This is a genomic window from Mesorhizobium sp. B1-1-6, assembly GCF_006443035.1.
Taxonomy (GTDB): Bacteria; Pseudomonadota; Alphaproteobacteria; order Rhizobiales; family Rhizobiaceae; genus Mesorhizobium.
In genome coordinates this window covers 308,870-329,022 of record NZ_VFWR01000006.1, presented here as the reverse complement: position 1 = coordinate 329,022, position 20,153 = coordinate 308,870, and the positions used below count along the sequence as shown (strand labels likewise).

Genomic DNA, 20,153 nt, shown 5'->3' with positions numbered 1-20,153 from the left:
GCTTCGCACGCTGAGGCCGCGAGAGACGGGTTCTGCTCATCCAGGCCACTCCCTTATGAAAATCCGGCCGTGTACCGAACTGTGTTCCCTTTTCTTGGAGAACTCACCGATGGGGCAAACTGTGCCTTATCGGATGTCCTCTGGAGCCTGCCCGCCATAAAGAGGTTGGCTCCGTTCTTTCAGCCAGTTTGACTGTTCTGTTTCCGCAGAGTCATCGAAACTTGGCCCGCGAGCAGCACGAACTTCTGAAAAGAGCGTCCGAATTGGCATTTCACTCTGTTTGGCCTGATGATGATAGCGTGGGATAGGTGAGAGTCTGAGAGTGATTGCCCCAAAAATGAATGAGCAATGAGGCCAGCCGCCGTGCCGACCTGTCCAAGGCGGGCACGGCATTCCTTGTCACAGGAATTTGCACGATCCGCCGCGCCGGGATTTTCCGCATTTGAAATGGATTGGCACCCATCCAGGCGTTGAAGGTAGGTAGTAACCGGCGTCACCTGTACGAAGCCCGTGATGCGCCCATGCGATGCCTCATCAGGATGCCTGTAAAATGGTAGTGCGGAACCAAGCACGGCAAACTGTGCCGCTCATCGAGAAACTCTACCCGGCCTATCAATGCTCGGTTGCTGCTTTTCGATGCCGGTCGACCACATTCAGCTAGGCGAAGCTCGCAGGGCGCTCTTTCAAAGGTGCTGGGGGCTCAGGCCGCTGAACTGCGCTTGGAGCCACTCTGCGAGTTCAAACTCCACACCTTGCAGTTCACTCGACCCCAACCATATCAACCCATATTGACTGCCGTCGGGGTCAAAGCCAGCAGGCGCCGCCAGGCTTCCTCGTTCCACATCGTCAACCGCGAGTACGAGCGGACTGAGGGCTACACCCAAGCCTGCGGACGCTGCCTCGACGATCAGCGCGTGATTGTCGTAGTATCGCATTTCTGTGGGTCGACGCGCCGACGGATGGGTCTTCAGCCATTGCGCCCACGCGTCAGGTCGAGTCTTCGACCCGAGAGCGAGATAGTCGCCACGTTCGAACGCTGGCACCACTTCCGGCCTCATAACGGGCCCAACCGTTTCGGGGAAAAGGGTCCGGACGTTCCATGTCTCGGGCACAGCGAAGTCCAGCCGTCGAATAGCGAGATCGACCTGTTTCTTGCGAAATTCCACAAGCCCACCACCCACGGAGAGGTGGAGGGCCATGTTCGGATGCGCCACTTGAAGCGCCGCCAGGCGCGGAATAAGCCAACGCATGGCAACTGAAGGCTCGCAGGAGAGCACAAGGGCATTCTTCCCGGCATTGGCGGTACGCAGGCTTTGCACTGTGGTGGCCAACTCACCGAAGAACTTCCCGAGAGTCAGGTTGAGTGTCTCGCCAGCCGGGGTGAGCCGCAGGCCTCGCCCATTCTTTTCAAACAACCTGACCCCGATGTCATGGGCGAGTTTGGTGATACGGCGACTCACGGCGCCGTGCGTGAGCGCAAGCGAGTCTGCTGCAAGCCGGACCGAACCCAGCCGCGCTGTTGCTTCGAACGCTCGCAGGTCGTCGAGCGAAGGTATGTCCGAGCGATCCATCAGTGACAATCTATCACCGATTTCGTCAGAAACTATCGCTATTCATACTTGGCGACGTTTTGTTAATTGATGCATGCGCACCCATCATCAACCCAGCATAGCGGTCCTCGCCGATGACCTCACCAGCGCGGCAGATGGCGCAGCACCTTTCGTCGCCCGCGGCTTGACTGCATCGATCGGCAGACGCCAGCTTCCGAACCAAGCGGCAGCGGTAATCGCAGTCGATAGCGGTTCGCGGTCTGCTACTTCGTCGCAAGCGTTCGAGGCGGTCGCTCGATTGACCGCACGACTTGCCAGCCGTGCCGTGCTCTATAAAACGGTGGACTCCACTCTACGCGGCCACGTAACGGAGGAGCTTGAAGCATGTTTTGCGGCGAGCGGCCGCAAATCGCTGCTCTTCGCGCCGGCGTTCCCCCAGGCCGGACGTACGACAGTGAGGGGCATTCAGTTCGTTGACGGCATCCCGGTGTCGGAAAGTGCGTATAGCCATGACCCCGTGCATCCCGTGCGGCATTCCGCGCTAGTCGACCTGGTCCCCAACTGCATCAAGAATGTCAGGCTGCTTGATGCAGAAACGCAGGAAGAACTCGATTCGCAGATTGCTTCCATCGAGGATCCAGAGTCGGTCCTTTGGGTTGGTTCTCCCGGAATGGCTGCAGCCCTATCGCGGCGTTTTGTGCAAGCGAAGACCCCACCGCCATTGCTCGATGGCATCAGTAGCGATGTCTTGGTCGTCATTGGGAGCGCAAATTTGCGCAGTCATCAGCAGGCAGACCAACTCCAGGAGGTCAGGGGCGTGATGCTGCTGCGCGGACCAAGGGCGCGCGAGGCGGACTCGGCAGCGGTGCTGCGCCGTATCGCACAAGACGCAGCGCAAGAGCTTCAAAGCCCACGCTTCGGCGCTTTGATCGCCACCGGCGGCGACACGATGGACGCGATCCTGGATCTTCTCAACGTCCGTGAGTTCGAGATCCTGCAAGAACTCGATCCCGGATTCCCACTTGGTCTCGCCAGGCTTGGCGATGGGCGCTCGCTCCTGTTCGCGATGAAGGCCGGTGGCTTTGGCAGTGACGACGCCCTGACGCGCGCCGTCGCGCGGATACGTGGAGCAACCCAATGAAGAACATTCCCCCGCTTGCTCTCACGATGGGCGACGCCTCCGGCATTGGACCGGAGATCGTGGCGAAGGTGCTTGCGAAGGGCGGCGAACGCGTCGTCGTGTTCGGCAGCTATGTTGTCATGCAGGATATTGTACGCCGGCTCGGGTTGAACATCGAGGTGCGACGCATCAACGCTGCCGATGCAGCTCAATTCGAGCCGCGGCGAATTGAAGTTATCGAAACCACCCGCATTACCGGGTCCCCACCAATCGGGCGTATCAGCGCGATCTCCGGGCAGGCGGCCTTCGACGCCATCGTTGCAGCGATCGCAGCAGCGAAGTCCGGACAAGTGAGCGGCATCGTCACGGCCCCGATCAATAAAGAGGCGATGGCCAGCGCGGGAATCCGCTACCCCGGCCATACCGAAATTCTGGCCGACTACGGCGGCGCCAAGCGCGTGGCGATGATGCTTGCGAACGATGACATCCGCACGGTGCTCGTCACGATCCACACGTCGCTGAGCAAGGCGATCGAACAGGGCGATTTCGACGCTCAGCTATCCGCCATTCGGCTCGCCCACGACGGTGGAAAAGCTCTCGGCTTCGCGATCCCGCGTGTCGCCGTAGCAGGTCTCAATCCGCACGCAGGTGAAGGCGGCCTCTTCGGGGACGAGGAAATCCGGATCATACAACCTGCAATCGACGCGGCCCGAGCCGAGGGCATCGACGCCACTGGCCCTTATCCGGGCGACACCGTCTTCATGCAAGCACGTCAAGGCCGATTCGATGTTGTGGTGGCACAATACCACGATCAAGGGCTGATCCCTGTGAAGTATCTCGGGTTGGAAAAGGGCGTGAACATCACGCTTGGCCTGCCGTTCGTCCGCACCAGCCCAGATCATGGCACGGCCTTCGACATCGCGGGCCGGGGGATTGCAGACCAGGCCAGCTTGGAAACGGCGCTTGCCTACGCCAAGCGGCTGGTAGCGGCGCGAACCAAAACGAACTAGATTCGAAAGGAACCACCACCGATGGGGTTACGCTTTATCTTCATGCTTACGCGCAATGACCGCACGGTTCCGGACGCGTCGCAGCAACTTCAAACCGCGCTCAGCTTTGGCGTGCGGCACATCGGGTTCAAGGACATCGGCGTGCCGATCGAGCAGCTGAAAGGCCTCAATGCAGCCATCAGGACGGGCGGTGCAACTTCCTATCTGGAAGTCGTGTCACTGGACCGCGAAAGCGAAATTGCTTCGGCAAAGGCAGCTGCCGCAATCGGCGTTGACGTTCTTCTTGGTGGCACGCGGGTCGACGATGTGCTGCCGATCCTCAGGGACACCGGCATCCAGTACTTCCCGTTTCCGGGTCGGATTGCCGGTCATCCGAGCGTGCTTGAAGGCGCCATCGACGAAATTGTCGAAAGTGCCAAGACGATTGCAGGGCGCGATGGAGTGCATGGCCTGGACCTGCTGGCATACCGTTCGGCGCAGAACGTGCCCGAGTTGATGAAGGCTGTCTGCGCTGCGGTCACCAAGCCTGTCTACATTGCAGGTTCGATCGACACCCCTGAACGAATCGCAGTCGTCCAAAGCGCAGGCGCAGCTGGTTTTACGATTGGGACTGCGGCTTTGGATGGCAAGTACCCGGCCAATGGGAATGACCTACCAAGCCAACTCACCGCGATCATTCGCGACGTCGCTGCCCTGAACAAGCACCTTTCGCCAATTCACAAGAAGAATTTGTCAATTGAGTTTGCCGGGCTGCACGCGCCTTGGGAGCCTAAAGTCGAGGTGCATGTCAACAACATGCAAATCCAGGTCGCCCTGTTCAAGGGAAGCTCTAACTGGTCATTTCGGCAGCACGACGATCAGCTGTTCTTCGTTCACCGGGGACGCCTGCTCATGAAATTTCGTGACCGTGAAGAGATCATCGAACCCGGAGAGTTCATCGTCGTTCCATATGGCGTTGAGCACAGTGCGGTGGCCTTGGGCGAGGAAGGATGTGAAGTGTTGCTGGCAACGTCAACCGCTCTACCCTGCTACCCACCCGCGGGAACTGATCTCGCACACTCTGAGCGATCCCAGTTGACTGCTTAGCACGACGGAACCGACTGCTAGGTTTCAGTGAAATCATGACGCAAGGCGCAAGAGCAATCATGACCGTGGCTATAGTGCTGCATCGCGCCGACGGCGCACCCGTTGCAAGCTCTTTCCGCAGGGCAGCGTTCGGCAAGGACGACCCCTTGGTGGGGCATCGCGAAATCGCCTGGGAAGGACCGGACTCGATGATCGTGGGCCGAACCAGCTTTATTGGTGAGCTCGAAGTCGCAAGCTTCCCCCACATCGAAACCATCGTCGTGGTGGAAGGAGAGCTGATCCCCACGGCGACCGGGACGGCCCGCTGGTGCTCGGGCCGCAAGCGGCGTTGTCATCGGATGTGGCACCGCGCTTCGGATCCAGAGCGGATCAGGCGTGCGGTTTTCGTTCTGCGCAGCCGCTTGCGACAAACCGACGAAGCCCGGCCTTGTCCAACTGTTCGCCGACGCCGACATCAAGCCGTCTGCTTCGCTACCGGCCGAGGCCTTGCTTGGCCCGGCCCCGCAATGCCGCAGCGACAACGTCTTCTCCAGCGACGGCGCGGATTGCCATGCGGGCACGTGGGATTCGACCCCATAGGCCGCTTACGCAATCGACGCCCCTTCACACGAGATGGCTTTGAGGCTTCAGCCTACCTCCCCTCTGTGAGGTGGGACGCCAGCGAGCTTTTCACGCAATAATTTGCATGTCCTAAGGCTCACTAACCGCAGGATATTCCGTCCAGGCACACAACTCCGCAGCCTGTCTATTCTCGGCGCGGGTTAGAATGCTTCAGAGTAACCGGAGTCCCGTAGATGCCCGCGCCGCTAATGCACATCGAGTGCAGCCCTTCCCTGCCCCGCGAGGCGGACGTCGTCGTGATCGGCGGCGGCGTCGTGGGCGTGTTCACGGCGTATTATCTCGCACGCCGCGGCTTCAGCGTCGCCCTGGTCGAGAAAGGGCGGGTGGCCGCCGAGCAGTCCAGTCGAAACTGGGGCTGGTGCCGCCAGCAGAACCGTGATGCGCGCGAGCTGCCGATGGCGACCAAGAGCCTCGATCTCTGGGAGAAGGTGGCACAGGAGACTGGCGAGAACACTGGATTTCGCCGGTGCGGGCTCCTCTATCTCTCACAAGACGAAAATGAGCTGGCGGGCTGGGCGAAGTGGCGTGACTTCGCCGGGACAGTGGGCGTTACGACGCATGTGCTGAGCGCGGAGGAAGCCACCGAGAAGGGCAAGGTGACCGGACGCAAGTGGAAGGGCGGCGTTTTCTCACCGACTGACGGAACGGCGGATCCGTCCAAGGCAGTGCCGGTTGCCGCCCGCGGTATCATGGCGGCCGGCGGTACCGTCCATCAGCATTGCGCGGCGCGCGGGCTGGAGTTGAGCGCTGGCAGGGTCAGTGGCGTCGTTACGGAAGCGGGAACCATCCGTACGAAGACCGCGGTCATGTCCGGAGGCGCGTGGGCTTCCTCCTTCTGCAACCAGCTTGGTATGCGCTTCCCGCAAGCTGCCGTGCGTCAATCCATTCTAGCCGTGGCGCCAGGCGCAAGCGGCCTGCCCGATGCCCTGCATACAGCGAGCGTCTCGCTGACGCGGCGCAGCAACGGTGGATACACGCTGGCTATCAGCGGGCGGGCTCGCGTCGATCCAACGCCGCAGCAGTTCAGGTTCAGCCGCGAGTTTATCCCGATGTTCGCCCGCCGCTGGCGCAATCTCGCCCCGGGCGCCTTCGAGGGCTGGCGCCAAGGCCATGAAAGCCTGCGCAAATGGGGCCTTGACGATATTACGCCAATGGAACGGAACCGGATTCTCGACCCGAAGCCCGACATGGGACAGATTCGACTGACATATCGAAGAGCCTGTGAATTGATCCCCGAACTCCAGCGCGTCGCAATCTCCGATGCCTGGGCGGGCTATATCGACAGTACACCCGACGGCATTCCCGCGATCGGTGAAGTGGAGGGGATTCCGGGCTTCATCCTGGCGGCGGGATTCAGTGGTCACGGCTTCGGCATTGGCCCCGGCGCGGGGCATATGATCGCCGACATCATTACAGGCAGCGAGCCTATTGTCGACCCGCGTCCTTATAGGCCCGAACGCCTGAAGACCGCTGCGTGGGGCAAGGTCGCTGAATTCTGAGAAGATCAACTTACAGGTAACAATCGGTCGCACACGAGATTAAGGCTGCGAGCAGCCGTGCTGAAAACAGGGAAGTGACGATGCGCGAATACGAGATTGCCGCCATTCCTGCCGACGGGATCGGCCCGGAGGTGATCGCCGCCGGTCTCCAGGCGCTTGAGGCGCTGCAGCAGCGCTGCGGCGACTTCAAGCTGCGCGTCCAGCACTTCGACTGGGGCTCGGACTACTACAAGGCCAATGGCCGGATGATGCCCGAAGATGGAGTGGCGCAACTGAAGCGCTTCGATGCCATCTTCTTTGGTGCGGTCGGCGCTCCCGATGTGCCCGACGACATCACGCTTTGGGGTCTCCGGCTGCCGATCTGCCAAGGCTTTGATCAATACGCGAATGTGCGGCCGACCAGGATATTGCCGGGCATCGTTTCGCCGCTGGCGGGCGTTGGCCCCGGCGATCTGGATTGGGTGATCGTGCGGGAGAATTCGGAGGGTGAGTATTCCGGCCATGGCGGCCGTGCCCACCGCGGCCTCCCAGAGGAGGTCGGAACCGAAGTCGCGATCTTCACGCGCGTCGGGGTCACGCGCATCATGCGCTATGCATTCCGGCTGGCGCGGTCACGGCCGCGAAAGCTCCTGACTGTGGTTACGAAATCCAACGCGCAGCGTCACGGCATGGTAATGTGGGATGAAATCGCAGCCGAGGTGGCGCAAGAGTTCCCTGACGTCTCGTGGGACAAGATGCTGGTTGATGCTATGACGGTGCGTATGACACTCAAACCTCGCAGCCTCGATACGATCGTCGCCACCAATCTTCACGCCGACATTTTGTCGGACCTTGCGGGCGCGCTGGCGGGCAGTCTCGGCGTTGCACCGACCGCCAACATTGATCCCGAGCGGCGCTATCCCTCGATGTTCGAGCCAATTCACGGATCGGCCTTCGACATCGCCGGCAAAGGTATTGCCAACCCGGTCGCCACCTTCTGGACCGCTGCCCAGATGCTCGAACATCTGGGCGAAAGCGCAGCCTCCGTCCGGTTGATGAGCGCAGTGGAAACAGTGACCAGTGAGGGCGTGCTGACGCCGGACGTGGGTGGCACAGCGACCACGCAGGACGTGACGGACGCCGTCTGCCGGACGATCCGCAGTTCGAACGTGTGACAGGTTTGCGATGAAGCTCGACAAGATCGACATCAAGATCTTATCCCAACTGCAAAAGAACGGGCGGGTCACCAACGTCGAGCTTGCCGACCTGGTCAACCTCTCGCCGAGCCCTTGCCTGATGCGGGTGAAAAAGCTTCAGGCGGAAGGCTTCATTACCGGCTATTCCGCCCAGATCGATGTGTCCAAGCTCGGACAGACTCTAACGATCTTCACCGAGGTCACGCTCAAGCACCATCAACAAAACGACTTCGCGAGGTTTCTCACAGCCGTTCAGAAAGTGGATTCCGTCATCGAATGCCATCTGATTTCGGGCGGGTATGATTATCTTGTGAAGTTCGTCACAGCGGGCATAAGCGAGTATCAGACGATCATGGAGCGCATGCTCGAACTGGATATCGGGATCGACAAATATTTCAGCTTCGTCGTGCTGAAGTCACCGATCGTAAAGTCCCATTTGCCTCTCGATGTCATTTTCGACAAATGAAAAGCCGCTCCGCGGTCTGAACACCTGGAGCGCGCGCCGGTGTTTTCTTCTGCTGAGGTCCCATAGCTGCAAATTGCTTGGCACCTGGCGGAATGCGGCACCACCCTGAGGGTTTGCTTCGTCCCCGCTCGGCGTCTGCCGCCTGGACGGGGGAGCTCCGGCGATGGCGAGGATCAGCCCTTCATCGCCGCCCGCACATCCTTGTCTTCGAGGGTTTGATCCAGCGTCATCCGGGTGCGTTCCAGGATACCATCGATTTCGTCGTCCGTGCAGCAGAGCGGTGGTGCAAAGCCGAGAATGCCGCTGTTGAAGGCGCGAATGACAAGGCCATTCTCCCAAGCGCGGTCGAAGATGCGGCGTCCCGGATCTGCCGCCGCCGGCAGCGGCGTTTTGCGCGCCTTGTCGGTCACCAGTTCGACCGCGGCCAGCATGCCGCGACCGCGAATATCGCCAACCAGCGGGTGATCGGCGAGCGAGCGGAGGCCCTTCATCAGGCGCCTCCCGGCCTTCCGGCCGTTCTCGAGCAAGCCATCTTCATAGAGACGCAGGCATTCCAGCCCGACCGCCGCGCTCACCGGATGGGCTGAGTAGGTATAGCCGTGGCCGACAGCCGTTTTGCCGGCCCCGTCCGCGATCGTATTGTAAACATGGTCGGTCATGAAGACGGCGCCCATCGGCACGTAGCCCGACGTCAGTCCTTTTGCCGTGGTCATCAAATCCGGCACGACCTCGTCTTCCTCACATGCGAACAGGGGCCCGGTGCGGCCGAAGGCGGTGATGACTTCGTCGGCAACGAACAAGACGTCGTGTTCTTTGCACACGGCGTGCAGTGCCTTCAGCCAGCCTGCCGGTGGAACCAGGACACCGCCCGAACCCTGGATGGGTTCGGCGTAGAAGGCCGCGACGCGATCAGCACCCAGTTCGGCGATCTTGTCCCGCAGTGCCGCGACCGATGCGTTGATGATCGCCTGCGGGTCGGAACCGACCGGATTGCGATAGGCGTAGTGCGAAGGTATCTTGTGCTGCCAGTCGTAAGGCACGCCGAAGCCAGCATGGAAAGCCGGAAGCGCGGTCAGACCTGCGCCAACCGTAGAGGATCCATGGTAGCCATACTCGACCGAGATAAACTGGTCTTTTCGCGGCGTCCCCTTGGCATGGTAGTAATAGCGAACGAAACGGATCGTGCTGTCAATCGCGTCGGAACCGCCCAGCGTGAAATAGACATGGGTCAGATCGCCAGGCGCCAGTTCGGCAAGGCGCGCTGCGAGACGAATGGCGGGCTCAGATCCTAGCCCGAAATATCCTGTCGCATAAGGAAGCTCTCTTAGCTGCTTCGCCGCTGCTTCGACGACGCTTTCTTGCCCGTATCCGATGTTGACACACCAGAGACCCGCGAACCCGTCCAGCAAGGTTTTCCCGCTTGCCTCGGTCACCGTTGCGCCCTTGGCGGATTTGAGCACCCGCACGCCCGTTTCTTCATGGCTCCGATAGCTTGAAAATGGGTGAACCAGATGTGCACGATCGAGTTCGATCAATGAGTTGGCCAGCATTTCTTCCTCCGATTCAGCCTAGCGCCTGACTAACGAGCGCATAAGTTTGGTGTGACCTGATTTCGACCTTCGGCTCGTCTGCGGTTCGTCGCATCGTGATGCCACCGCCGACGTGGGCCAGCCCGCGACGGGTGAGCCACTCGCCGAGAGCCGTGGATTCGTCGGTGTCGATACGGACAAACTCGCCCGCACTGTCGGCCAGCAGGAAGTCGATCAGGCATCTCGCTTCGTGAAGCTTCCTCCCCACCACCGGCCCAATCACCAGCCCTCGGCCAAACCGACGAACTGCGGCAAACGCCTGAACATTGCCTTCATCGCGAACGACGGCGAACTTCGCGCGCTCGCGCAACGAGCGCATGAGCGCCGACCGGTCATGACCAAACGCCGCGCGATCCAGAGCAACAAGGCGCGCGTGGTCGCCGTCCTTGCCCCATGACACATGTGCCGGTGCGTCTACAGACGGCGCCAGGCCCTGGTGTTGCACGATCTTGCCGGTCGCGACGAATCCCAGCTTCTCGTAGAGCGCGAGCCCTTCCTGCGTCGCCACCAAATAGCAGGTGCGCCCGCCTGCCTTGGCAAGCGCCTCCTCCATCAGCTTGCGACCGAGCCCGCGACCACGCATTGCGGCATCGACAATGACCATGTTGACGGTGGCGGCATCGTCGCCATAGGGCGTCATCAAGATCGTCCCCACCACTCGTCCTTCCTCCTGGACAACGACGCCTTGGCTGAGCGATTGCATCAGTTCCCAGTCTTCACGACGGTGCGGCCATCCAACATGACGTGACAATTCGAGAGCATCCCTCAGATGCGCGAATGTCATCGTTTCCAGCGTAATTTGCTGCGTGGTCATGGTTCAGTCCGGGCCTGAATTCTCTGAGCTCAAGGTAGGCTGCCGCAGACAGCAGTTCCTTCCGACCAGGAGCTGAGCGATAGGTGTTTTGACTTTCCTTTGCCGCCGGCGCCGCATGTTATGCGGACGGACAGCGGGCCGATCGCGCTCCCCTCGCAGACCGAAACGGTCTCGGGCGCAACTCTCTGCCAAGGCTCTACCGCGATACGAAACAATCTGCTTCGGGGCGCATCGAATGCGGCGACTCGTCTTGTTCGGCTCTCATTATGATCCTCGCTGTTAAAGGCACGCAGTGCCGAAAGATTGGAAGGATCGACGCCCATGACCCAGTTCAGACCGAAATACATCATTTTCGACTGCTACGGCACGCTGACCAACTTCGACATGGCCGGCGCGGCGCGACGCGTTTATGGCGCGCGACTATCCGCAACCGTGATGGCGCAGTTCATCAAGGACTTCTCGGCCTATCGTCTCGATGAGGTTCTTGGCGCCTGGAAGCCCTACAGCGAGGTCGTGCACAATTCCGTGGAGCGCGCCTGCAAGCGCAACAATGTGACGTTCCGGCCTGAGGACGCCCAGCGCATCTATGCGGAAATCCCGACATGGGGTCCGCACCCGGATGTACCGGCGGGGCTGGCCAAGGTCGCCAAGGAGATTCCGCTGGTGATCCTGTCGAACTCCATGAAGAGCCTGATCATGTCGAACGTGGAGAAACTCGGCGCACCTTTCCACATGGTCATCACGGCCGAGGAGACCGGCGCCTACAAGCCGCATATGAAGGGCTTCGAGTATATGTTCGACAAGCTCGGCTGCGGCCCGGAAGCCGTTACGCATGTGTCGTCCTCGTTCCGCTACGATCTCATGACCGCCTATGATCTTGGCATCAAGAGCAAGGTCTGGGTGAATCGCGGCCACGAGCCCGCGAACCCCTTCTACGAATACACCGAGATCAAGGACATCGGCGGTCTGGCCGGCGCCGTCGGGCTGGAGCCCGTTCGTGAATTCGCCTGAACGTCTGTTGTTAGTGCAGTCGCGCCAGGCTGATACCCTCCCACCACGTTAATGATCACTGGTCGCAATACGGAGAAAGGGGCGGTTTTCACCGCCCCTTTCTTGTTGTTCCAACACTTTGGAAGCTGCAGGTGTCTCCACCTGCTTGCAAGACAACTAGTTAAGTCCGCCAACATGAAGCGTCTTGACCTCGAGATATTCCTCGATGCCGAGCTGCGATCCTTCGCGCCCCACCCCTGACTGCTTGACACCGCCGAAAGGCGCAACCTCGGTCGAGATGAGGCCGGTGTTGAGCCCGACCATGCCGAACTCCAGCGCCTCGGCCACACGCCACGAGCGCTTGAGGTTCTCCGTATAGAAATAGGCAGCAAGGCCAAATGGCGTACCGTTCGCGATCGCGATAGCCTCTTCCTCCGTCTCGAAGCGAAAAAGCGGCGCCACCGGACCGAACGTCTCTTCCGATGCCAGCAGCATCTCGGTCGTAGCCTCTCCCAGCACGACGGGCCGTGCATATTGCTTGCCGTCCGGCACTGTCTCGCTCTGGGCGATGATCCGCGCGCCTTTCGCCTGTGCATCCGCGATATGACGCTCGATCTTGTCGATCGCGGCCGCGTTGATCATCGGGCCGATCTCAGTGCCGTCATCGGTCCCTGCGCCAACCTTCATCCCCGCTACGCGCTGGCTCAGCTTTTCGGCAAAAGCGTCGTAAACGCCCGCTTGCACCAGAATCCGGTTCGCGCAAACGCAGGTTTGACCCCCATTGCGGAACTTGGATGCGATCACCCCCTCGACTGCATTGCCCAGATCGGCGTCGTCAAACACGATAAAGGGCGCGTTGCCGCCGAGCTCGAGGCTGAGCCGCTTGATGCTATCGGCCGCGCCACGCATGAGCAGCGCTCCTACGCGGGTCGAGCCGGTGAACGAGATCTTGCGCACCGTCTCGTTGGCCATCAGTTCGTTGCCGATTTCGGTGGGCATGCCGGTGACAATGTTGATCACCCCGGCCGGAATACCTGCCCGTTCCGCCAGAACGCCGAGCGCCAGCGCCGAGAATGGCGTGAATTCCGACGGCTTAATGACAACCGTACAACCCGCGGCCAGCGCCGGCGCCACCTTGCGCGTGATCATCGCGTTGGGGAAATTCCATGGCGTGACGATGGCACAGACGCCGACGGCCTCCTTCAGCACCAGAATGCGGCGCTCGGGCGTTGGCGACGGAATGGTCGAGCCACCGATCCGGCGTGCTTCTTCGGCGAACCATTTCACGAAGGAGGCGCCATAGCGGATTTCACCGCGTGCCTCCGCCAGAGGCTTGCCCTGTTCCAGCGTCAGCAGCAACGCCAGGTCCTCTTCATTTTCCCGTATCAGGCTGTGCCAGCGTTCCAGAAGCGCTCCGCGTTCGGCATGGGTCCTGGCCTTCCAGTCCTTGAACGCCGCCTGGGCTGCATCTATTGCAGCCCTTGTCTCATCTCGGCCCATGTCGGGCACGGTTCCAAGCACCTCCAGACTGGCCGGATCGGTCACATCGACAGTCGCGTTGCTGTACGCATGCTGCCAGACATCGCCAATCAGCCCCCGCTGGCGAAACAGATCCCCATCTTTCAGGAAACCAATCTTCGTAATTGCGTTCATGGTCTTTTCCTCTGCTCTTTCAGCTTAGTCCTGCCAGCACGGCCCGCGTGATTGCTTCAGTGCTGTCCTTACCCGCAATCGTGCCTATTCCGCGTGCGGTTGCGGACTCGATTGCCGACATCACTTCGGCCGCGGCCTGCTCCTCGCCCAGATGCCCGAGCATCATGGCGCCGGACCAGATCGCGGCGATCGGATTGGCGATGCCGAGATGCGCGATATCAGGTGCCGAACCATGGACAGGCTCGAACATGGAGGGCGCGCTGCGATCGGGATTGATATTGGCGGAGGCGGCGTAACCGAGTCCGCCCTGGATGGCCGCTCCAATATCGGTGAGGATGTCGCCAAAAAGGTTCGAGGCGACGATCACGTCGAGGCTTTCAGGCGCCAGCACCATGCGGGCGGCAATGGCGTCGACGTGGTAGGGCGAGACCTCCACATCGGCATAGTCTTTCGCGACCTCGCGCGTGACCTCATCCCAGAAAACCATGGAATGTCTCTGCGCGTTGGATTTGGTGACGGATGCGAGCTGCTTACGACGCGTCCGCGCCTGTTCGAAACCGAAACGGAGGATTCTTTCGACGCCCTCACGCGTGAAGATTGCCGTCTCGATCGCGACCTCTTTGGTCGTACCGGAATGAATGCGCCCACCGGCGCCGCAATATTCGCCTTCCGTGTTCTCGCGGATGCACAGTATATCGAAACCCTCACGACGAAGGGGGCCCTGAACGCCTGGCAACAGCCTGTGCGGCCGTATGTTGGCATACTGCGTGAATCCTTTGCGGATTGGCAGGAGCAGTCCGTGAAGCGATACGGAGTCGGCCACCTTCGCTGGCCATCCCACAGCGCCGAGGTAAATCGCATCGAACTTCCGCAGCATCTCGACGCCGTCAGGCGGCATCATCGCACCGGTTTCCAGATAGTAGGCGCACGACCATGGAAATTTCGTAGGATCAAGGGCGAAACCGCCTCGCTTTGCCGCCGCCTGCAGCACCTGCCATCCCGCCTCGGTCACATCCTTGCCGATGCCGTCGCCGGGAATAAGCGCTATCGTGTAAGCCTTCATTGAGATCCTCCTGGAGACCGATGGGCACCGAAGGTCGCAGCTTGCTCAACACGGCAGCGACATTCGGCATCTCGTACCTGGTTTCATCGGAACAATAGTCGACAGCACGCCGCATTTTTCGCCGAGAATGAGCCGCCCGGCCGCGTCGAATCGCGTCGGGCGGAACCTGGAAAGTCGATTGTTCTGGAACCGCCGCGCGGACTATTCGGCCGGACCTTGAGCGTTGAGCTCAGTCGTAAACGCTGACGTAGATCTTGCGCACGGTTTCGATCGTGCGCCAGACGCCGACAAAGCCGGGCTTCATCACGAAACTGTCTCCGGTACGGTAAGTCTTGGTCTCACCGCCCTTCTCCTCGATCTCGACGAGACCCGAAACGATGTGGCAGAATTCGCAGGTAGTGCCCTTGATAGAATGCGTCTCGCCGGGCGTCGCCTCCCAGACGCCGGTCAGGACCTTCTCGCCTTTCGAGGCATCCTGCGCCCACGTCTTGAAGGATGGATTGCCCGAAATTAGCCGCTCTGGAGCCGGTAATGCCTGCTTCGGCGCGAAGGCTGGATCTGTGTCGATCGTGATCAGAAGTGACATGTCATGTTTCCCTGTTAGTAGCCGAGTGTCCGATCGACGAGGCCGATCAGTTCTTCCCCGGCGCGGTGGCGCCGGATATTGTCCACGACGGATTGCGCCGCGGAATCTGCTTGCGTTATGGAAGCGATGTGCGGCGTGATCGCCACCTTCGGGTGCCGCCAGAGCGGATGGCCGTCCGGCAGCGGCTCGGGATCGGTGACATCGAGCATTGCGGCATCAAGGTGCCCGCTATCGAGAGCCTGAAGCAGGGCGGTTTGGTCTAACTGCGGCCCGCGGCCGACATGCAGCAGCCTCGCCCCGGCCGGCAGCAGGGAAAAGAGTTCCGCATCGAGAATGCCACGGGTTTCCTCCGTCAGCGGCAGCAGGCAAACGAGAATATCCGTCCGTGCGAGGAAACCGGCAAGCTGATCCGCTCCATAGAAGCAGGTGACGCCGTCGATCTCCTTCCTGCTTCGGCTCCAGGCAGCGAGGGGAAAGCGAAACGGCAGCAATCGCTCGATAGCCGCCTGCGCCAGCATGCCGAGGCCGAGAAAGCCCACGCGGCGCTCGGCGGCTTGCGGAGCGGCAAGACCGAGCCACGACTGGCGCTTCTGCTGTTCACGATACGCCACCATATCCCGGTGGAGATTCAGCACGCCGAGAACGACATATTCCTGCATCATGCGAATGATGCCGTCCTCGACCATGCGCACCAGCTTCACCTCCTGAGGCAGGCTTTCACGCTTGAACTGGTCGACGCCGGCGCCAAGCGAAAACAGCACTTCGAGATTGCGATAGCGCGCGATGTCATCTGGTGCCGTCCAAGTCAGGAGGTAGCGCACCTTCTCCGGGTCGACACATTCGCTGCTGTGGAACAATTCGACGTCCGGGAGCTCGCGTGCGAAAACCTTGCGGAAGACTGCTGCGCGCACCGGGTCGGAATTGAAAAGAAAAGCCATGAAACCGCCCTCTCCCGCTATACGGCAAGGCGCTTGCCGAGACGCTCGATCATGCTCTGGCAGGCAACAAGTTCGCCGATCTCAATATATTCGTTGGCACGATGAGCCCGGCTGATATCGCCGGGACCGCAGATGATCGCGTCGATGCCGGCCTGCTGATAGAGACCAGCCTCCGTGCCGTAGCTCACCGCAGACAGAGGCTCCCGCCCCGTCAACTCGGTCAGAAGGGCTGCCAAACCACTCTCCTGCGGGAGCGAAAGCCCCGGATACGCGCTCAGCTCATGCCACGCCACGTCAAAGCCGCTGTCACCGAGCGCGATTAGCTGGGCCTTTACCGGCTCAAGCAATGATGATGGGGAAACACCAGGCACGGCACGGACCTCGATATCGGCGGTGCAGCGATCAGGGATGATGTTGACGGCTTGGCCGCCAGCGATGACACCAACCTGCAATGACGAGTATGGAGGCGCGAAATCCGTGTCGAACGGCCCATCCGCGAGGGTCTGACCATAGGCCACGATCTGCGTGACGAGACCTGACATTGCATGCACGGCATTCAGTCCCAGCTCGGGCCGTGAAGAATGGCCGGACCGTCCTATCACCTCGAGCCGCGCGGCCGCCTTGCCTTTGTGCCCCCGCACGGCTTCCATCCGGCTCGGCTCACCGATAATCGCGCCAAGCGGCTTCTCGCACAGGCTTGGCAGGGCGGCGATGAGATGCGGCACACCACGGGCACCCGCCTCCTCGTCATAGGAGAATGCGAGATGAATGGGCCGCTGCAAGTTCGTCGCCGCAAGCCGCGGCAGCGCGGCCAGCACGCAGGCAAGAAAGCCCTTCATGTCGGAGGTGCCCCGGCCATGAAGCCTGGCGCCATCGTGGCGCAGAACAAAGGGATCCGAGTTCCATTCCCGCTCACCGGCCGGCACGACATCCAGGTGGCCCGACAAGATGTAGCCGCAGGCCCGCCGCGGCCCGATCGTGACAAACAGGTTGGACCGGTCGCCTTCGGGGCCGCAAAGGACGGTCGTTTCTGCTCCGGCCGCCTCGCAATATTCACGCACCCAGTCGACGATCGCGCCGTTGGGCGAGCCCACGACCGAGGGGAACGCGATCAGCGTCGCTAGAATTTCTTCGACATTCACCGGGCGCCGCTCCACTCGCACTTCGCTGGATGCGACAAGTGTGGCAGCAGGCGAGAGCATTCCGTGCCGAATGAAGCTATGCTTTGGCCGAAGATTTCGAATATTGGCCCGGAACCAGCGAAACCTGCTGGCTTTCGGGTGCAATCATAAGGCAAAGACGGCTGCGGCACCGTCAGCGACGACAGGACGTGCTCGCGAGTTGGATATAAGGAGCAGGTCGACTGAAATGCAGAGATCAGTGCGCCTGAAGTCTTTCGAACTGGTCGCGCGGGACATCGATGATGTTGACGTCGAGTTGCTGCACGCGCTGTCGATCTCAGTCCGCTGGCCGCATCGGCCAAAGGACTGGGATCTTCTGCGCCGTGCCGGCCGCGGCATTGTTGCCGTAGACGGCATTGGCCGGGTTTTCGGCAGCGCGATGTGGTTTCCGCAAGGGGACGATTTCGCCACCATCGGCGTAGTCATCACAACGCCCCGCACACAAGCGCAAGGAGGCGGCCGATGGCTCATGGACCAAGTGCTCGAGCAGTGTGGCGATCGCAATTTGGCGCTCAACGCCACCCATGCCGCCTATCCTCTCTATGTCTCACTTGGCTTCACGAGCGAGGGGATCGTATATATGCGCCAAGGAGAGGTTCCGCCGGCACTCCCTGCCCTGCCTGATTTGGAAGGTGAATTGCAGACGCTGCCGAGCGACAGGCTGAATGAGATCATCGAGCTGGATACGCGCGCGTTTGGCACAAACCGCGAGAGGCTGCTCGCATTGCTCTCAGCGGATGCCTCGATCTGCACTTTGAGCCGTGGCGGCGAGATCGTCGGCTACTCCATGTGTCGCGAGTTCGGGCGTGGCTACGTGATCGGCCCGATGGTCGCGCGCAGCGATCTGGACGCGGTCCATCTCACAGCCGTCCATCTGAGAAATCTTGCAGGACGCTTCGTCCGAGTCGATACCCGGGAGAAGGATGGCATGTTTGCCGCGTTTCTCGAGCAGTGCGGCCTTGGCATTGCCGAGACCGTTACGACAATGTCCAAAGGGCGTCGCTTCCTGAACCGGGAAGAAAACGGAGCGTGGGTTTATGGATTGGCTGGCCACGCATTGAGCTGACTGCGGCACCACAATGCGACCGAAAGGCGCCACTGCAGATTGTGGCAGTGCGGTTTCCACGACTATGCCTTCGTAGTGGCATTTCTGGGTTACCCGTTCCCTTGAAGATATCTTCGGTGTGGCCCATCCGCCATCAATCACTCTCGCATTGTTGCGAAAGGCAGCAAGCAGGCCGCCCTTCCCTCAGCCTCCGGATCGCAGCCGTCTAGGGGCTCCGTGACAACATCAGGCATCCTTTGGAAGCACCTGAAGGACCCGTGCGATGAACATATGGAACTCGGCCATGTAGTTGCGCAAGAACTCCTGCGTGGATTCGACTGTGACTTCGCCGCCGTCCGTGATCAGGCCCGGCGTGAACTGGATGTAGGCTTCCGGAGCGTTCATCTGCGGGGAGTTGCAGAAGCTCAGCACGCTGCGCAGGCTCTGCTGGGCCACGGCGGTCCCTATGGTTCCGGGCGAGGTCCCAATGACAGCTGAGGGCTTGCGGGCGAACGAGTTCTTGCCATAAGGGCGGCTGGCCCAGTCGATTGCGTTCTTCAACCCACCTGGGATCGAGCGGTTATACTCGGGCGTTATGAAAAGGACTGCCTCCACCGCGGCGATAGAGTCTTTGAAAGCGCGCGCGACAGGTGGAAACTCAGCATCGTAGTCGTAGCTGTAGAGCGGCAAATCCTTGAACGAAATCTCCGACATTTCAAGCTCTGGTGGAGCAAGCTGCACAAGCGCTTTCGCAAGCTTGCGATTGATCCCCTGCATGACGCTATGGCAAAAACATCGTTCAGCAGCTTCGTGCAGTCAAGCGCCTACGACACCAATGTAGAGCGCGGGCACTCTCGTGATGTCGCCGCTGGGGATATGTTGCCGCAGAACAGAGTTCACTTGAGCCCAGTGTCCGCCGAAGACAATCGAAGCGTATTCAGCGACAACATGGCGCCAGGGTTTACGACGGCGGTACGTGGCCGGACTGTGTGCGCCATCGGTGTTGGTGCCTAAGTACAATAGGTCCGAGAATCCCTCAGTCGGATGAAGTGAGTTCGTGAACTAAAAAAGGCCGGACTGATAAGCCCGGCCAGGTTTGAAGATAAATACCTCCTGAGGGGAACGCGTCGACGTATGGGGGAAACTCTCGACGCAACACCTATGTGGGACGTGTAGCTTCTCTTACAACGACAGGGTGGTGGACCACAATCGCTGCTCCGTCGAGCCAGGGACGCAAAGCTCGCTTTCGGTTGCCGAGCAGATGGGATAGGAACAGCGACTTCGCTTCTCGCTTCCCATAGATGCCGAGCGACGTCCGCCAGGCCCCGCGCGACGCGGTGGGGACTATCCAGGTCTATGTTTGTCTCTTCGACCACAAACGCCTGGACGGCCTCCTTGCGTCTGGGCTCATAACGGATCGCCGAGACGCAGGCATCGAGCGCCCCGCGGATCGTATGGCGCTGAACTTCGACCGTCTTCCATTTGCGATCGGCCGTCCTGGCCGTGGTTGCGCACTACGGGGCTAGTCAGCTTCGACCGTGCAATGGAGGCCAGCTTGATAACATGCCCACCCGCGTCACGCTCGTCCTCGCTGATGTGGCCGTTCGTCATCAGCCAAGCCAAGATCTGCGGTGCCGACATTGCCGTGGTCTTAGGTTGCTGGAGTTCGGCAATGTTGTCGTTTGCGGCTTCGAATGGATCCTGCGTCGGAGTCTCGTCGACCTGGCCGGCGCGGATGGCAGCGTGCATTAAGTGTCCTCGGTATGG

The 20,153-nt window shown here is 60.7% G+C and carries 18 protein-coding genes; 8 read left to right on the top strand and 10 right to left on the bottom strand.

The window, feature by feature from the left end; all coding sequences use genetic code 11:
* Positions 1-683 precede the first annotated feature (683 nt).
* Positions 684-1,571 carry a LysR family transcriptional regulator gene (locus tag FJ979_RS14910; protein ID WP_140499537.1) on the bottom strand — a complete coding sequence of 296 codons (888 nt, stop codon included), beginning with the start codon at positions 1,569-1,571 and terminating at the stop codon, positions 684-686.
* 73 nt (positions 1,572-1,644) lie between these two features.
* On the opposite strand from FJ979_RS14910, the gene FJ979_RS14905 reads away from it, so the two are divergent.
* From FJ979_RS14905 to FJ979_RS14875, 6 genes are all read left to right on the top strand, one after another.
* Positions 1,645-2,691 carry a four-carbon acid sugar kinase family protein gene (locus FJ979_RS14905; protein WP_140581823.1) on the top strand — a complete coding sequence of 349 codons (1,047 nt, stop codon included), beginning with the start codon at positions 1,645-1,647 and terminating at the stop codon, positions 2,689-2,691.
* On the top strand, positions 2,688-3,680 hold the full coding sequence (gene pdxA, locus FJ979_RS14900; RefSeq protein ID WP_140499541.1) for a 4-hydroxythreonine-4-phosphate dehydrogenase PdxA: 993 nt from the start codon (positions 2,688-2,690) through the stop codon (positions 3,678-3,680). Before FJ979_RS14905 ends, pdxA begins: the two co-directional genes overlap by 4 nt.
* 21 nt (positions 3,681-3,701) lie before the next feature.
* Complete coding sequence (locus FJ979_RS14895) at positions 3,702-4,766, top strand: cupin domain-containing protein (protein WP_140499543.1); 1,065 nt, start codon at positions 3,702-3,704, stop codon at positions 4,764-4,766.
* 794 nt (positions 4,767-5,560) lie between these two features.
* Entirely contained in the window at positions 5,561-6,886 is a 1,326-nt protein-coding gene (locus tag FJ979_RS14885) for an FAD-binding oxidoreductase (protein WP_140555434.1), read from the top strand.
* Between the two features lie 80 nt (positions 6,887-6,966).
* Positions 6,967-8,040 carry a tartrate dehydrogenase gene (locus tag FJ979_RS14880; RefSeq protein WP_140523338.1) on the top strand — a complete coding sequence of 358 codons (1,074 nt, stop codon included), beginning with the start codon at positions 6,967-6,969 and terminating at the stop codon, positions 8,038-8,040.
* A 10-nt stretch (positions 8,041-8,050) separates the two neighbouring features.
* Positions 8,051-8,527 carry an Lrp/AsnC family transcriptional regulator gene (locus FJ979_RS14875; protein ID WP_140499549.1) on the top strand — a complete coding sequence of 159 codons (477 nt, stop codon included), beginning with the start codon at positions 8,051-8,053 and terminating at the stop codon, positions 8,525-8,527.
* 173 nt (positions 8,528-8,700) lie between these two features.
* Here FJ979_RS14875 and FJ979_RS14870 read toward each other — a convergent pair whose 3' ends face one another.
* Positions 8,701-10,077 (bottom strand): aspartate aminotransferase family protein, encoded by a 1,377-nt coding sequence (locus tag FJ979_RS14870; RefSeq protein WP_140581820.1) that lies wholly within the window; start codon positions 10,075-10,077, stop codon positions 8,701-8,703.
* Positions 10,078-10,090: 13 nt separating this feature from the next.
* On the bottom strand, positions 10,091-10,930 hold the full coding sequence (locus FJ979_RS14865) for a GNAT family N-acetyltransferase (RefSeq protein ID WP_140581818.1): 840 nt from the start codon (positions 10,928-10,930) through the stop codon (positions 10,091-10,093).
* A gap of 321 nt (positions 10,931-11,251) precedes the next feature.
* On the opposite strand from FJ979_RS14865, the gene FJ979_RS14860 reads away from it, so the two are divergent.
* Positions 11,252-11,941, top strand: coding sequence for a haloacid dehalogenase type II (locus FJ979_RS14860; RefSeq protein ID WP_140499555.1), 690 nt, complete (start codon positions 11,252-11,254; stop codon positions 11,939-11,941).
* 156 nt (positions 11,942-12,097) lie between these two features.
* Here the strand turns inward: FJ979_RS14860 and FJ979_RS14855 are convergent, their stop codons facing one another.
* The 5 genes from FJ979_RS14855 to argE form a co-directional block, all read right to left on the bottom strand.
* Positions 12,098-13,573 (bottom strand): NAD-dependent succinate-semialdehyde dehydrogenase, encoded by a 1,476-nt coding sequence (locus FJ979_RS14855; RefSeq protein ID WP_140581815.1) that lies wholly within the window; start codon positions 13,571-13,573, stop codon positions 12,098-12,100.
* Between the two features lie 19 nt (positions 13,574-13,592).
* Positions 13,593-14,636: a tartrate dehydrogenase gene (locus FJ979_RS14850; RefSeq protein ID WP_140499559.1), complete on the bottom strand. Its 1,044-nt coding sequence runs from the start codon at positions 14,634-14,636 to the stop codon at positions 13,593-13,595.
* 229 nt (positions 14,637-14,865) lie between these two features.
* A complete protein-coding gene (locus tag FJ979_RS14845; RefSeq protein WP_140499561.1) occupies positions 14,866-15,222 on the bottom strand; it encodes a cupin domain-containing protein in 357 nt (118 codons plus the stop codon).
* A gap of 14 nt (positions 15,223-15,236) precedes the next feature.
* Entirely contained in the window at positions 15,237-16,160 is a 924-nt protein-coding gene (locus FJ979_RS14840; RefSeq protein WP_140581813.1) for a glyoxylate/hydroxypyruvate reductase A, read from the bottom strand.
* Positions 16,161-16,177: 17 nt separating this feature from the next.
* Positions 16,178-17,302 (bottom strand): acetylornithine deacetylase, encoded by a 1,125-nt coding sequence (argE, locus tag FJ979_RS14835; RefSeq protein ID WP_140581810.1) that lies wholly within the window; start codon positions 17,300-17,302, stop codon positions 16,178-16,180.
* Positions 17,303-17,528: 226 nt separating this feature from the next.
* On the opposite strand from argE, the gene FJ979_RS14830 reads away from it, so the two are divergent.
* Positions 17,529-18,407, top strand: coding sequence for a GNAT family N-acetyltransferase (locus FJ979_RS14830; protein WP_140581808.1), 879 nt, complete (start codon positions 17,529-17,531; stop codon positions 18,405-18,407).
* 225 nt (positions 18,408-18,632) lie between these two features.
* Here the strand turns inward: FJ979_RS14830 and FJ979_RS14825 are convergent, their stop codons facing one another.
* Both FJ979_RS14825 and FJ979_RS14820 read right to left on the bottom strand, forming a co-directional pair.
* On the bottom strand, positions 18,633-19,163 hold the full coding sequence (locus tag FJ979_RS14825; RefSeq protein ID WP_140559993.1) for an NADPH-dependent FMN reductase: 531 nt from the start codon (positions 19,161-19,163) through the stop codon (positions 18,633-18,635).
* 630 nt (positions 19,164-19,793) lie between these two features.
* Positions 19,794-20,135 (bottom strand): hypothetical protein, encoded by a 342-nt coding sequence (locus tag FJ979_RS14820; protein WP_140581805.1) that lies wholly within the window; start codon positions 20,133-20,135, stop codon positions 19,794-19,796.
* Between the last annotated feature and the right edge of the window lie 18 nt (positions 20,136-20,153).